Below are 15,241 nucleotides of genomic sequence, written 5' to 3'. Positions count from 1 at the left end.
ACATTTAGCGAAAAAATTTACAAAATGTTAAATTAAGGAGGAAATATGAAGGAATTACATAATGTAAAGATAGTAACGGCAGACCCTTCAGCCTTAGGTTTATTTGGACTAGCTATAATAACTTTAGTAGCATCTTCTCAAAAATTAGGAGTTACTAATGGAGTATCTTTAGTTTTACCTTGGGCAATATTTTTAGGTGCTTCTGCTCAATTAGTTGCATGTATAAATGATTTTAAACATAATAACACCTTTGGTGCAACAGCATTTGGAGCTTATGCTTTCTTTTGGTTTGCTATGGGCTTTACTTGGATTATTCAAAAGGGTGTATTAGGAGAGGGACTTGCAGCGGCTGCAGATACAAAACAATTAGGTTTTGCCTTTCTTGGATATTTAATATTTACTATGTTTATGACCATAGGAGCTATGGAAACTCATAAGGTATTATTTTCAATATTCTTATTTATAGATTTTTTATTTTTAGGTTTAACTATGAATTCACTAGGAGTAATGCCAGAATTAGGTCACCACATAGCAGCATATTCAGAACTTATAATATCACTATTATCTTTTTATGGTTGTGGTGCTGCAGTGCTTAATACTCACTTTGGAAAAGTATTTTTACCTGTAGGAAAGCCTTTTGGAATATTTAAGAAATAAATATATTTATAGAGAAATGGAGTAAATATATTGTACTATTATTTAAGAGATTTTAGTATTAAAAGCTTTTAAATAGATATACAATATGATAATTGAAACTAAATTACTAGCTATTATTATTTAATATGTATTAAAAGAGTAATCTTTTAGGTGGTTTATCTATAATAAAAAGTAAGGAAAGTCTTATGGGCTTTCCTTACTTTTATTTTAAACAGTATTTGTAGAGAGTAAAATAATTATTTTTTATTTTTCATATAATCATCCATAGCTTCAGCTACTTTTTTAGAGTATTTAACAGCTTCAACTACAGTCCTTGCTCCAGTTACCACGTCACCACTAGCAAAAACACCTTCTTTTGTTGTATTTCCAACATCATCTGTTATTAGAAGGCCCCATTTATTTATTTCAAGACCAGTGGTATTAGAAACTATATTAGCTCTAGGACCTTGGCTTACAGAGACTATTACACTATCTGCTTTGAAAAGACCTTCACTATCTTCTATAGTTGACACTACAACTTTTCCATCTTCATTTAAAGATCTAGATACCTCTAAATATTTAACCCCTTCATCGGTAATTTCTATAGGAGATTTTAAGAGTTGAAATTTAACCCCCTCCTCCTTAGCCATATTAAGCTCATGCTTTGTTGCTGGCATGTCCTCAAATGTTTTTCGATAAAGTATGTATACTTCCTTTGAACCTTGTCTTAAAGCAGTTCTAGCAGCATCCATAGCTACATCTCCAGCACCTATAACACAAACTCTATTTCCTAAGTTGTATACCTTAGGATTTTTAAGATAATCTATAGCATAATGAACATGACCAAGACTTTCACCCTTTAGATTTAATTTATTAGGTTTCCATACTCCAGTACCTATAAATATAGATTCATATCCATCATTTTTAAGATCTTCTAAAGTAATAACAGGACCAATTAAGGTATTAGGTCTTATTTTAACTCCAAGCTGAAGTAAGAAAATCTTGATTTTTTCTAAAATATCCTTTGGAAGTCTAAACTCTGGGATACCATATCTTAATACCCCACCAATTTCATCATGAGCATCAAATAAAGTTATATCATATCCTTTAAGAGCTAATTTAAAAGCAATGGTTATACCAGCAGGTCCTGAGCCTATGATTGCAACCTTTTTATTAAGTTTTTCTCTTTGGGTAAAGGTCTTTAAATTAAGAAATTCATTGGATATTATATACTCCATTTCATGGAAAGGTATAGGCTCATCTTTAATTCCTTTTATACAATGACCAAAACATTGTTTTTCGTGAGGACAAATTAGTGCACATACTACAGAAAGGGGGTTATTATTAAATAAAATTTCCCCTGCTTCTTTAAGTTTACCTTCTTGAAATAATTCAATTATTTCTGGAATTGGGGTATTTACAGGACAATTTTTACTACATCTTGCATTTTTACATTTATAACATCTATCAGCTTCTTTTAATAGTTTATTCAAACCATACACCTCCATTTATATTGTAATTATAAGCAAAGTTTCAGGAAAAGCATATGTTTTTTATTTAAATAGTATATGCTTTATCTTTATAGTAACAATATTTATATTATAACTTTCTTAGGGTAAAGTGACAATATGATAGTAATTAAAAATATTTAAGAAGAAAGAATATTTATTAATTTATTATTTTAATATATATTAAACCTAAAAAGATATATTTTAATGGTTTATAATTTTAAAATTAAAAAAATATAAATTTACTCTTGAAAAAAAATAATAAAGTTGTATAATTAGTTTTAAAATAAAAATTAAATAACTTATCAAGAGAGGTGGAGGGACTGGCCCTGTGAAACCCGGCAACCAATATATACTTTTATGAGTATATATACGGTGCTAAATCCTGCAGCATTGCTGAAAGATAAGGGAATCTTAAGGTGTAGATAAAGAGCCTAAAGGATAATCCTTTAGGCTCTTATTTTTTTATCCTTCTCCCAAAATTTATTATGAAAAATAACCAGCTTCAGTTGCAGAACTAAAAGATAAGTAACATTTTAGGGGGTAAATTTATATGAATATAAGTAAAAAGTTTAATGAAAAGGAAGTAGTTTTTTCTTTTGAGGTTTTTCCTCCAAAGGATACAACACCTATAGAAAGTATATATGGTGCTTTAGACAAGCTTACAGGCCTTAATCCAGATTTTCTTAGTGTAACCTACGGTGCAGGGGGAAGTCTTAAGAACAATAAAACTTGTATGTTATCTTCATATATAAAAAATTCTTGTAAAAAAGAAGCCTTAGCTCATTTAACCTGTATAGGATCTACAAAAGATGAGATAGACTTTATTTTAAAAGAATTAAAGGATAATAATATAGAAAATATTTTAGCATTAAGAGGTGACATTAGAGAAGAAGATAATACTAGAGGGGATTTTAAATATGGACATGAACTTATAAGTTATATAAAGTCCAAGGGGAATTTTAGGGTGGTGGCATCTTGTTATCCAGAAGGACATGCAGAGAATAAGAATATAGAGAAAGAAATAGAAAATACTAAACGAAAGTTAGAGGCAGGAGCAGATTCCTTTATATCACAATTATTCTTTGATAATGAGATATTTTTAAGATACTTAGAGAGTTGTTATAGTAAGGGGATAAATGCTCCAATACAAGCAGGAATTATGCCTGTAATAAATAAAAATCAAATTAATAGAATAGCTAGTCTTTGTAGAGTTAATATTCCTAAAAAGTTTCTAAGAATTATGGATAAGTATGGTCATGATAAAGAGGCATTGAAGGATGCAGGAATAGCTTATGCTACAGAGCAAATAGTAGATTTGGTTTCAAGTGGAGTTCAGGGAATTCACCTTTATACCATGAATAATGTTTATGTGGCCACTAAAATAAATGAAAATTTATCAACTATATTAAAGTCTATAAACAATAAGATTGCTATATAATTTAATATTAACATAGGGTTTTAAGTTGAAAATTAATTTACACATTTCTCTAAAATAAATTAAGGATGTTTTTAAATAAATGGGTTAAGCGTTTATATTAAAATCCTATAAGTTTAATAAAATAAAATTCGATTTAAAGAAGAGTCACTAAGGCTAAATTTTACTTAAAGGAATTAAAAATTTTAAAATTATTATTTCTATTCTTAAAAAAATTATTACCATAAATAAAGATTATAAAAATAAATATTTGTTTTAGGAGGAATAAAAAATGCAAAAAGTTGAAAGTTTTAAACTAGATCATACAAAGGTAAAGGCACCTTATGTTAGAAAGTGTTGTGTACTTCAAGGAGAAAAAGGAGACAAGGTTACTAAATTTGATTTAAGATTTACTCAGCCAAATAAGGAATCAATACCAACAGGAGCAATTCATGGACTTGAACATTTACTAGCAGGATATTTAAGAGATAATTTAGGAGAGATTGTTATTGATTTATCTCCAATGGGATGTAGAACAGGGTTTTATTTAATACTTTGGGGAGAGGTAGAACCAGTTAAGGTTAAGGTAGCCTTAGAAAAATCTTTAGAAGAGGTATTAAATGCTACTGAAATTCCAGCAGCTAATGAACTTCAATGTGGGAATTATAGAGACTTATCTTTATTTGGAGCTAAGGAGTATGCAAACCTTGCACTAACTCAAGGGTTTTCACTAAATATATATGGTGAGGATGATGAATAATTTTATCTTAAATATAGATAAACAAGAGGTTCTAAGATATTTAGGACATAGAGGTCAGGAGTTTTCTAAGGAGTTAAATAAAACCATAGATGAAGAAATTGAGGAAATTAAGAGTATGGCTAGGATAAAGGGAATATATAATAAATATTCTATTACCCTGGATGATGGACAAGTTATTTTAGAAGAAAGTAATTTAATTCTTAAGGGAAAGAGTATATATAATCATTTAAGTAAATGTAGTAAGGTTTATTTAATGGCAGTAACCCTAGGAATTCATGTGGATAAAAAAATAGCTTATTATGAAAAATTTGACCTTACTAGGGCCTTAATTTTAGACGCTTGTGCTACAACTTTAGTTGAAGAGTATTGCGATTATCTAGAAGGTATTATAAAGGAAGAAGAGGAAAAATCAAATAACACCATAACCTGGAGATATAGTCCAGGTTATGGTGATTTAACCATAGATATTCAAGGGAAGTTTTTAAGAGCATTAAATGGAGAAAGAGCTATTGGACTTACAGCATCTAGCCATAACCTATTAATACCAAGGAAATCTGTAACTGCTATTATAGGAGTTTCAGACTTTAAGATAGATAAAGGGGAAAGAGGATGTGAAAGTTGTATAGGAAAGAAAGACTGTAGTTTCAGGAAGGTGGGGGTAACCTGTGGAGGTTAAAGAGTATATAAGAAAGAACATATTAGTTTTTGATGGGGCTATGGGTACTATGCTTCAAGATATGGGTTTAAAGCTTGGTGAATTACCAGAAGAGCTAAATATAACATCTTCAAAAACCATAATAGATATCCATAGAAGATATATAAATGCAGGGGCAAAAGTTATAACAACTAACACCTTTGGAGCTAATAAGATAAAGCTTAAGGATTCTGAGTATTCAGGGGAAGAGATAATTTCCTCAGCCATTAACAATGCAAAAGAGGCCAGGGGAAATAGTGAGTCCTATATAGCGTTAGACATAGGGCCAATAGGACAACTTTTAAAGCCTATGGGAACTCTAAGCTTTTATGAAGCTTATGATATATTTAAAGAGCAAGTTGAAATAGGAGTAAAATATGGGGTAGATATTATTCTTATAGAGACTATGACAGATTTATTAGAGGCTAAGGCAGCAGTTCTTGCAGCTAAAGAAAACTCAGATATTCCAGTGTTTGTAACCATGACTTTTGAAAAGGACGGAAGAACCTTTTCAGGAACTGATATTTTGTCCATGGTTATTACATTGGAAGGTTTAGGAGTAGATGCTTTAGGAATAAATTGTTCCTTAGGCCCATTGGAAATGTTACCCTTAATTGAAGAGCTTACCTCCTATGCCTCAATTCCACTTATTGTTCAGCCTAATGCAGGGCTTCCTATAGTTAGAGATGGAAGAACTGTATATGATATAGGAAAAGAAGAGTTTGGGGAATTTATGAAGGCCTTAATTCTTAAAGGGATTAATATAGTAGGAGGATGTTGTGGCACTACAGATGAATTTATAAATGAACTTTATAAACTTACAAAGGGTAGGAAACCTTGTGAGGTTATAAATAAAAACATTGTAGGACTATGTAGTTCTTCAAAGACTATACTTATTAATGGGGTTAATATTGTGGGAGAGAGGATAAATCCCACAGGAAAAAAGCTGTTTAAGGAAGCTTTAAAAAATCAAGATATGGATTATATATTAAAAGAAGCTATAGAACAAGTAGAAAAAGGATCCAATATATTAGATGTAAATGTGGGGCTTCCAGATATAGATGAGAAGGCTATGATGAAAAGAGTAATAGAAGAGATACAGGCTATTATAAATACTCCTCTTCAAATAGATTCTAGTGATGGAGAAGTTATAGAAGAAGCTCTTAGAATATATAATGGAAAGGCTATTGTGAACTCTGTTAATGGAGAAGATAGTAAGCTTTTAGAAATCCTTCCTATAATAAAGAAGTATGGGGCTATGGTGGTTGGGCTTACCTTAGATAAAAAAGGTATACCAGAAAAAGCTGAGGATAGATATAGAATAGCAGAAAAAATAATAAGGGTAGCAGAGAGTTATGGAATAGGAAGAGAGAACATAATAATAGATTGTTTAACCCTAACAGCATCTACTAATCAAGAAGAAGTTATAGAAACCTTAAAAGCTATAGAGATGGTAAAGAACAATTTAGGGGTAAAAACAACCTTAGGTGTTTCAAATATATCTTTTGGACTACCAAACAGAGGGCTTATAAATAAGACTTTTCTTTCCATGGCTTTAACTAGGGGGTTAGATCTTCCTATAATAAATCCTAAAGATGAAGAAATGTTAAATATAATAAATGCTTTTAAGTTATTAAATAATGAGGATAAGGGTGGAGAAGGTTTTATTAATAAATACTCTAATGTAGAGGTATCTAAAGAAAATAATCATAAAGAAAATAAACATATGGATATAAAGGAAATAATAAAAAGGGGCTTAAAAGATAAATCTTATGGGGCGGCAAAAGAACTTTTAAAGATTAAAGATGAACTTTCTATTGTAAATGAAGAGTTAATTCCTGCTTTAGATCAGGTGGGAAATGATTTTCAAAGTGGAAAAATATTTCTTCCTCAATTAATACAATGTAGTGAAACAGTAAAGGGAGCCTTTGAGGCTGTGAAGGAAAGCTTAGTAAGAAATAATAGGAGTTCTATAAGCAAAGGAAAGATACTTTTAGCTACAGTGGAAGGGGATATTCATGATATAGGAAAAAATATAGTAAAGGTGATACTAGAAAATTACGGGTTTGAAATAGTGGACCTAGGAAAAAATGTAGCTACTGAAGATATTGTAAATAAAGTAAGAGAAGAAAAGATAAAATTAGTGGGGCTTAGTGCATTAATGACAACTACAGTAAAAAGCATGGAAAAAACTATTAAAAGATTAAGAGAGGAAAAGCTTGACTCCTTAGTTATGGTAGGAGGAGCAGTTCTTAATGAGGATTACGCAAGGCTTATTAAAGCAGATTTTTATGCAAAGGATGCAAAAGAATCAGTTAATATTGCAAATAAAGTTTTTTCAGAGGAATAAAATTACTTAAAAGTATTATAGGGCTTAAAAGTTGAAGTTTATTTTATACAATAGCTAAACAGCACCATTTAAAAGAGTTAACACCGAACAGGTTAAGTCCTGAGATCAAAATCATATATAGGGTTTTAATATAAAGAATTAACTTATTCATTAAAATAAACTTAATTTATAATGCTTTAGTCAGATGTATAAATTAAATTTAAAACTTAAATCCCTATAAATAGAAAATATATAAAAATAATAAAATAAAAAAGGCTTTATTACTTAGATAGGGGTAATAAAGCCTTTTTATGATTTATAAATTTACTTTAAAGGTGCTACAGTAAATCTACTATTAAAGGATTCCATTATATTAACAGTATTTCTACGAGAAGCATTAATTTTACCTAAGGTTTCCTTATTATATTTAGAAGTAATTTCACTTATTTCTTCATGTAATGGAATAATAGAATAACTATATTTCTCTTCACCTATAGGGGTTTTATTTACCCAGGTAGGAATATAGTCTACCTTATTTATTTTAATGGAATTATCATCTAAGGATTTTCTTATGGTAAAGTTTAATATTACTCCATCCTCTGTGCCTTCTTTCTTCACAATATCATATCTTTGATTGGAAATAAAATTCCCAAGAGAATAAGCTACTAAAGTTTCTTTTGAAGTTTTACTAGAATATAAAAACTCCATAGGTTGTATTACATGAGGATGACTACCTATTATAACGTCTACCCCATAATCATTTAAGGCTTTAGCTATGGAGATTTGATAGGCATTAGGCTTAGAGTTATATTCATCCCCCCAGTGCATATAAAAGACTAAAACTTCAGCACCTTCTTTTTTCATTGTATTAACTCTTTTTTTAAGTTTATTTAGGGTTTCTTCCATATTGCTAGGGTCAAATGTATCTATAAGTTTTTCAGCATTTTTATCAAGAACAATGGAGTTTATAGTTTTATTTCCTTTATTCATTGGAGTTTCAAAAACAAAGTTTGAGAATCCAATATTTATTCCTTTTATATTTTTTATTAAATAAGTTTTAGAATTTTCAGTATCTTTAATACCTACAAGATCTAAATTATGATTTTTTATAGTTTTAGCACTTCTAATTAACCCATCAGTTCCCCTATCTAATATATGATTATTAGCAGCAGTTACCATATTAAAACCAGATTTTTTTAAGGCATAGAGTATTTCATCAGGGGTATTGAATAAAGGATAACCTGAATATGTTTTTTCTTTTCCTCCAAGGGATGTCTCAATATTTGCTATAGAAAAGTCAGAGTTACTTATGTAAGGTTTTATCTCATTAAAATAAGAGGTGAAATCATAGGATTTTGTAACTTCGTTATATTGGGATAATAATTGGGTTTCATGAACTAGAATATCACCTACAGCAGTAAGATTCACATCTATATAATTTTCATCAAGCTTTATATTTGAAGGGTTAATATTACTTGAGAGGTCTTTAGATGTGGATTTATTATTTACTAGTAAGTAACTAAATAAAGCTATAATGAAACATATTAAACCGATATATACTTTTTTCATTTAATACCTCCTAACCTATTATATGGATTTTAATACTTATATCCTATATATAGCCATAAAGTATAGTTTATAAACCTATGCTATTTTCAAGAGTTTAATTTAAATATAAGAAGCATTTTTAAATTTATTTTACGTATCTTACCTTAGGGGGGGAAGAAATTAACCTTTTGAACTAGTTAATTATTAAAATGGTCAAAATTAGTGATTTTAAATTATAAGGTAACTAGAATAAGAAATTAAATTAGTTTTTATTTAAGATATACATAGGGATAAGAGGATTATATAAGATGCATAATATGAAAGGATCATAAAAAGAATATATGTTAAAAATATAGTTTTTTTATGAAACTACACCAGTTATATATATTATTTCATAAAAATTAGAATAAAAAAACAATAAATTAGAAAAGTTTAATATATTTTTAAAAATGCAATTGTTTTAATGTGGAATTATAATAAAAAAAACAAGGAAATTACAAGATTTTTTATAAATATTTAAATAAAGGTGGATAAAATAGAGATAAAATTTAAAAAAATGTTATTTTTTAAAAAATAAATTGCTTTAGATGTCACATTATGTATAATAATATGTGTTGCGATTTTAACATTGACACAATCTAAATTAGGGGGAACTAAAGATGAGCGAGAATGAGAAAAAAATTAAAAAATTAAACTTGGTAGCTTTAATTCTTATGATATTTACATCGGTTTTTGGATTTGCTAACATGCCAAGATCATTTTATCTTATGGGATATGGAGCTATACCGTGGTTTATATTAGCTGCAGTAACATTCTTTATACCTTATGCCTTTATGATGGCGGAATATGGAGCTGCCTTTAAGAATGAAAAGGGTGGGATATATTCATGGATGGATAAGTCCGTGGGACCTAAGTATGCTTTTATTGGGACCTTTATGTGGTACGCATCCTATATAATATGGATGGTTAATATAGCATCTGCAATATGGATTCCACTATCTAATACCATATTTGGAAGAGATAATACTTCAACTTGGAGTATATTAGGATTAAATTCAACTCAAACTCTGGGAATTCTTGGAGTGATTTGGATAATAGTAGTTACGCTTACTGCATCTAAGGGGCTTGAAAAAATAACCAAGATAACATCTGTAGGTGGTACTGCTGTAGCTCTTTTAAATGTAGTATTACTTATAGGAGCAATAATAGTTCTTATAGCTAATAAGGGAGAACTAGCCCAGCCTATAGAAGGAGCTTTAGATTTAGTGAAATCACCTCATCCATCTTATCAGTCACCTATTGCTATGTTATCCTTTTTAGTTTTTGCAATATTTGGATTTGGAGGAATAGAAGTTATAGGAGGACTAGTTGACCAAACAGAAAAACCGGAGATTACCTTTCCAAAAGGTCTTACCATAGCTGCAATAGTAATCTCTATAGGATATGCAGTAGGTATATTCCTCTGTGGTATATTTATTAATTGGAATAATGTGTTATCAAGTAATGATGTTCATATGGGAAATGTAGCCTATGTAATGATGAGAAACCTAGGATTTGAAATAGGAAATTCTCTTGGATTAAGTGAATTAGCCTCATTAAATTTAGGAGCATGGGTTGCTAGGTTTGTTGGATTTTCAATGTTCCTTGCCTTAACAGGAGCCTTCTTTACACTAGCTTATTCACCTTTAAAACAATTAATAGAAGGAACTCCTAAAAAAATATGGCCATCTAAAATAGGAGAAATTAAAAATGGGATGCCAGTAAATGCTATGAAGCTTCAAGGGATAATAGTTATAGTGATGATTTTAGCTGTATCTTTTGGGGGAGAAGGAGCATCAGAGTTCTTTTCAAAATTAGTACTTATGACAAATGTAGCCATGACCATACCATATATGTTCTTATCAGGAGCTTTTTCATCCTTTAAGAAGAAAAAGCATATAATAAAGCCTTTTGAGGTTTATAAATCTTATAATGGAGCCTTAATAGCTTCAATAATTATTACCTTAGTTGTTGGATTTGCTAACTTATTTACTATAATAGAACCTGCTATGAGAGGAGACTTATCTTCCACTCTTTGGATGATAGGAGGTCCATTGGTATTTAGTTTACTTGCTATTATTATATATAGTAGATATGAAAGAAGCTTAAGAAAAGATAAATCTAATAAGGATGTAGCATAAATTATATAAACAATAGAAATTATTATTTAGTATTTTTTGTTATTAAAACTTGAAATTATTAGTGAAATGTTATATTATTAATACCTAGTTCATATATGTTATATAATGAGGCGAGGAAGGAGAAAGATTAATGAAAAAAACTTTTAAGCTATTAGGTATTATATGTGTTATTATAATTTTCACATTTAGTTTTATGGCTTGTAACAAAAAACAAACTTTGCAGGTGTTTAACTGGGGAGAGAACATAGATGAGGACTTAATTAAAGAATTTGAAGATAAGTATGATATAAAAATTACTTATTCTACCTATGATACTAATGAGGATATGTACTTATCAGTAAAATCAGGGAAAACAAATTATGATGTAGTAGTCCCATCAGATTATATGGTTCAAAAGATGGTAAGGGAAAATTTATTAGAGGAAATAAACTTTAATAATATTCCTAATTTTAAAGAAATAGATGAATCTTTTCTTGGAAGACCCTTTGATCCAGAAAACAAATATTCTGTGCCTTATATGTCAGGAACCATAGGTATATTATATAATAAGGATATTATTAAGGAACCAGTGGATAGCTGGAATATACTATGGAATGAAAAATATAAAAAGCAAATGTTTATATTAGATGCCCAAAGAGATGCAATAGGAATGGCTTTAAAGAGGCTTGGATATTCACTAAATACAACTAATGAAGAGGAGCTTAAGAAGGCAAAGGAAGAACTTATTAAGCAAAAACCATTAGTACTTGCTTATGTACAAGATGAGGTTAAAGATAGAATGATAGCTGGAGATGGAGCTTTAGCAGTAATATGGTCAGGAGAAGGATTAAACCTTCAAGATGAGCATCCTAATCTCCAATACGTAGTTCCCAAGGAGGGAGCAAACTTCTGGGTAGATTCATTATCTATTCCAAAGGGAGCTAAGAATAAAAAAGAAGCAGAGCTTTTCATAAACTTTATGTGTGAGAAGGATTCAGCCTTAAGAAATGCTTCCTTAGTTGGATATACAACACCTCATAAAGAGGCTCAAAAATCTCAACCAGAAAGTATAAGAAATAATAGGAATGCTTATCTTCCAAAAGAAATATTAGATAAATGTGAAAACTATGAGGATCTAGGTGATAAGCTTAAATTATATGACGAGGTTTGGACGGAAGTAAAGGTTAATAACTAAAGAAAAAGATTTTTTCTTTAAGATAGTTTTTAAGGATTAATGCTAATTTTATATTAGTATTAATCCTTTTATTTTAGAAATATTTTATATGAAATATATAAAGCTTAAAGAAATTAAAGTGTTTGAGTAATAAACAAAAATTAGTTCAATTTGTTATTGTAATTGATAAAGATTTTAATATTGAAGATTTAAGAAAAGTATATATAAGAATATAAAGAAAAAATATTATATAAAACTCTCCAATATATAAAAAAATAAAATAATTTTATAAATTACTGTTAATTTATAAAGAAAACAGAGAAAAGCTATTTATAAATACATAAAAGTTATATAAACTAAAGATATTGAATGTAATAGTATGTAATCCTATAAATATATAAATTTAGGAGGAATATCATGGCATTAGAGATGTTTCGGTTCATAGATGAAGCCTTAAACACCTTAGAGGATAATTTTGAAAGCTTATATGAGATTTCAAAGGAACTATCAGAATTTTTTGAAGATCAGGTTCTTGAGCATAGTGAAGGATATATAAATATTAACTCAAGGGTTAAAACCCCAAATAGCTTAAAGGAGAAAATACTAAGATATAGCTATTATAACTTATATAAAGATTCAATAGAACTTTTTAAGAACTTATCTGACCTTATAGGTTTAAGGATTGAGTGTAGATTTATAGAAGATGAAGCATTAATATATAATATATTAACTAGATATTTTAATGAATTAGATAAGGATGGATTTTATTACAATAAAAATAACAGAAGTATAAGTTTAGATTTAAATGGAAAGCAACCAGAAAAGCAAAAGAATGGATTTAAAATTTATAAAATAGATGGAAAATATAAAAAGAATAATAAGGTTATTAATTTTGAACTTCAAATAAAGGCTCTTGTTAATATATTTTGGGGAGAGATAGAGCATAAAATAATATATAAGAACTATAACTATATGCTAGGAGATGGTTTTTTAAAGGATATAATGGGATCTATTAAGAATAACCTATCTATGATAGATCATCAATTGCTTATAATATATAATCAATTTAATAAATCAAATACCACAAATCCAGTTATAAGAAAAGCTCAATCAGAATCCTTGTTATCTAAAATTATATATGACATGTTCTCCACAAGAATGAAAAGTAGTATAGGGGTAGACATAGATTTTAAAAGACCCTGCGATACTATAATGAGTTATATTTTTAGAGGTAATAATATAGAGAAAATGGATGAGTATGGGGATACCTTAGTAAAAGCTTTTTCAAGATTAAATGAAATAAACAAAGAGTATATAGATTTTAACTCAATAATAGAATTTGAAAGAAGAGTTGAGTTCAATGATGAGTTTTCTAATATGGTGGGAGAATTATTTTTAGAATCTATAAATAAAGAATTTTTATGGAATCTATTTTTTAGAATATTATTTATAGTGGAAAAAGGAGATAATTCTAAGGCTTTAGAAAAATTTATAGAATTTTTAAGAGAGAGATTTATAAAAAATCCTGAATTTTTAAAGATGGGTAGTAGATTTAAAGAAGAAGAAATATCTATTATAAAAAATGATGTTATGAGAATAATAGCTGTTAGTTTTAAGACAATAAAATCTATAGACATTATATATGAGGAGAATATAGATAAAATTAATGAGGCATTAAGTAAAATAATAGAGCTTATAATGGAAGAAAATAAGGACTATAATGAGTATATAGTATATAGAGATATATACAATTATTTATTATACTTAAAATTACTATCTATATTTAACTGTAAATTAGATAGTAATAATTTAGAGGCTTTAATTTGGAGTATAAATAAAACCCATATGAAGGATGATTTAAATGATAATCTTTTAAAATATTTAGACCATATGAGTTTACTTTCAAAAATAAAACCACAGGATATTTTATCTTTATTAAATCATGATCATTTTACAATGGATTAAAAGTATATTATAAAAATTTATGGAGGTAGAAGATGCAGATTGAGGATTTAATTCTAGAAAGAGATGGAGAAAATATAAGTATTAGTTGGAGCAGTAGAATAAATAAAGAGGTAAAGATTTATTGGACAAATACTCCTAAAATTAATGATAATATAAAATTAATAGGGACTGCAAAAGAGAATTATATAAAGTTTAAAGATCCAGAACCTAATGTTAGAAACTATTATATATTAGAATCTGAAGGATATAATACAGAAATTTTAGGAGAAAGACTCCTGCCTCTTAAAGGGGTAAATAACTTCAGAGATATAGGGGGATACAAAACTGAAGATGGAAGACGAGTAAAGTGGAATAAGTTTTATAGGTCAGATGCATTAGGTACCCTAACTATGGAAGATATAGAATATGTAAAGAAGTTAGGGGTTAAAGCAGTCTTTGATTATAGATCTAATATGGAAGTAGAAAAAAGCCCAGATCCTAATATAGATGGGATTGAATTATTTAATATATCAGCAATGAGAGCATTAGATAAAAGTGATAAAAACTTTAGTATGTTTGATCTTATAAAGAAGGAAGGTAGCTTAAAACATATAGATAAAGATATGCTAAAGAATGGATACAAAGACATGGTAATTAATAATGAAGCCTTTAGGGAAACCATTAAATATATAGATAAGAAAGAGAATACTCCTATAATTTTTCACTGTACTGCGGGAAAAGATAGAACAGGTCTTGCAGCTGCCTTAATACTAATAGCCCTTGGAGTTTCAAAGGAAACCATATTAGAAGATTATATGTTAACAAATACCTATATAAAGAGCAATAATGATAGGTTAATGAAGCCGATTATTTCTATGTTAAAGGATAAGGAAAGCATTGATATATTTAAAGCTTTAATGGGTGTAAAAAAGGAATATATATTAGAATCATTTAATACAATAAAAGATAATTATGGAACCATAGAAAATTATTTAAATAAAGAGTATGGATTAGATGATGAGAAATTAAATAGATTAAGGGATTATTATTTATATTAAACATTAGAATAAGA

The 15,241-nt window shown here is 28.5% G+C and carries 11 protein-coding genes and 1 riboswitch; of the genes, 9 read left to right on the top strand and 2 right to left on the bottom strand.

The features are described 5' to 3' along the window. Nucleotides 1–45 precede the first annotated feature (45 nt). On the top strand, nt 46–657 hold the full coding sequence (locus tag BR69_RS0100210) for an acetate uptake transporter (RefSeq protein ID WP_027631364.1): 612 nt from the start codon (nt 46–48) through the stop codon (nt 655–657). A 236-nt stretch (nt 658–893) separates the two neighbouring features. Here BR69_RS0100210 and BR69_RS0100205 read toward each other — a convergent pair whose 3' ends face one another. After that, nucleotides 894–2,144: an NAD(P)-dependent oxidoreductase gene (locus BR69_RS0100205; protein WP_027631363.1), complete on the bottom strand. Its 1,251-nt coding sequence runs from the start codon at nt 2,142–2,144 to the stop codon at nt 894–896. 299 nt (nt 2,145–2,443) lie between these two features. Then, nucleotides 2,444–2,554, top strand: a riboswitch (SAM riboswitch). 143 nt (nt 2,555–2,697) lie between these two features. Between BR69_RS0100205 and metF the strand changes: the two genes are divergently transcribed. From metF to BR69_RS0100185, 4 genes are all read left to right on the top strand, one after another. Continuing rightward, nucleotides 2,698–3,585: a methylenetetrahydrofolate reductase [NAD(P)H] gene (gene metF / locus BR69_RS0100200; protein WP_027631362.1), complete on the top strand. Its 888-nt coding sequence runs from the start codon at nt 2,698–2,700 to the stop codon at nt 3,583–3,585. 268 nt (nt 3,586–3,853) lie between these two features. After that, nucleotides 3,854–4,321, top strand: coding sequence for an S-ribosylhomocysteine lyase (locus tag BR69_RS0100195; RefSeq protein WP_027631361.1), 468 nt, complete (start codon nt 3,854–3,856; stop codon nt 4,319–4,321). Then, on the top strand, nt 4,314–4,997 hold the full coding sequence (locus BR69_RS0100190) for a hypothetical protein (protein ID WP_027631360.1): 684 nt from the start codon (nt 4,314–4,316) through the stop codon (nt 4,995–4,997). The genes BR69_RS0100195 and BR69_RS0100190 overlap by 8 nt, the downstream gene beginning before the upstream one ends. Continuing rightward, complete coding sequence (locus BR69_RS0100185) at nt 4,987–7,365, top strand: homocysteine S-methyltransferase family protein (protein ID WP_027631359.1); 2,379 nt, start codon at nt 4,987–4,989, stop codon at nt 7,363–7,365. The genes BR69_RS0100190 and BR69_RS0100185 overlap by 11 nt, the downstream gene beginning before the upstream one ends. 303 nt (nt 7,366–7,668) lie before the next feature. On the opposite strand, the gene BR69_RS19570 is transcribed toward BR69_RS0100185, so the two are convergent. Beyond that, complete coding sequence (locus BR69_RS19570) at nt 7,669–8,913, bottom strand: CapA family protein (RefSeq protein WP_051623418.1); 1,245 nt, start codon at nt 8,911–8,913, stop codon at nt 7,669–7,671. Between the two features lie 638 nt (nt 8,914–9,551). Here BR69_RS19570 and yjeM point away from each other — a divergent pair. The 4 genes from yjeM to BR69_RS0100160 all read left to right on the top strand — a co-directional run bounded on the left by yjeM (nt 9,552) and on the right by BR69_RS0100160 (nt 15,227). After that, nucleotides 9,552–11,072 (top strand): glutamate/gamma-aminobutyrate family transporter YjeM, encoded by a 1,521-nt coding sequence (gene yjeM / locus BR69_RS0100175; RefSeq protein ID WP_027631358.1) that lies wholly within the window; start codon nt 9,552–9,554, stop codon nt 11,070–11,072. Nucleotides 11,073–11,202: 130 nt separating this feature from the next. Beyond that, the gene (locus BR69_RS0100170) at nt 11,203–12,246 is read left to right on the top strand and encodes an ABC transporter substrate-binding protein (RefSeq protein ID WP_027631357.1); all 1,044 of its coding nucleotides are present in this window, start codon (nt 11,203–11,205) and stop codon (nt 12,244–12,246) included. Nucleotides 12,247–12,642: 396 nt separating this feature from the next. After that, on the top strand, nt 12,643–14,190 hold the full coding sequence (locus BR69_RS19565; RefSeq protein ID WP_051623417.1) for a GTP pyrophosphokinase: 1,548 nt from the start codon (nt 12,643–12,645) through the stop codon (nt 14,188–14,190). Between the two features lie 32 nt (nt 14,191–14,222). Continuing rightward, nucleotides 14,223–15,227, top strand: coding sequence for a tyrosine-protein phosphatase (locus BR69_RS0100160; protein WP_034848967.1), 1,005 nt, complete (start codon nt 14,223–14,225; stop codon nt 15,225–15,227). Nucleotides 15,228–15,241 lie beyond the last annotated feature (14 nt).

The organism is Clostridium hydrogeniformans DSM 21757 (assembly GCF_000686705.1).
Lineage (GTDB): Bacteria > Bacillota > Clostridia > Clostridiales > Clostridiaceae > Clostridium_Z > Clostridium_Z hydrogeniformans.
This window is presented reverse-complemented; position numbering and strand designations above follow the sequence as displayed.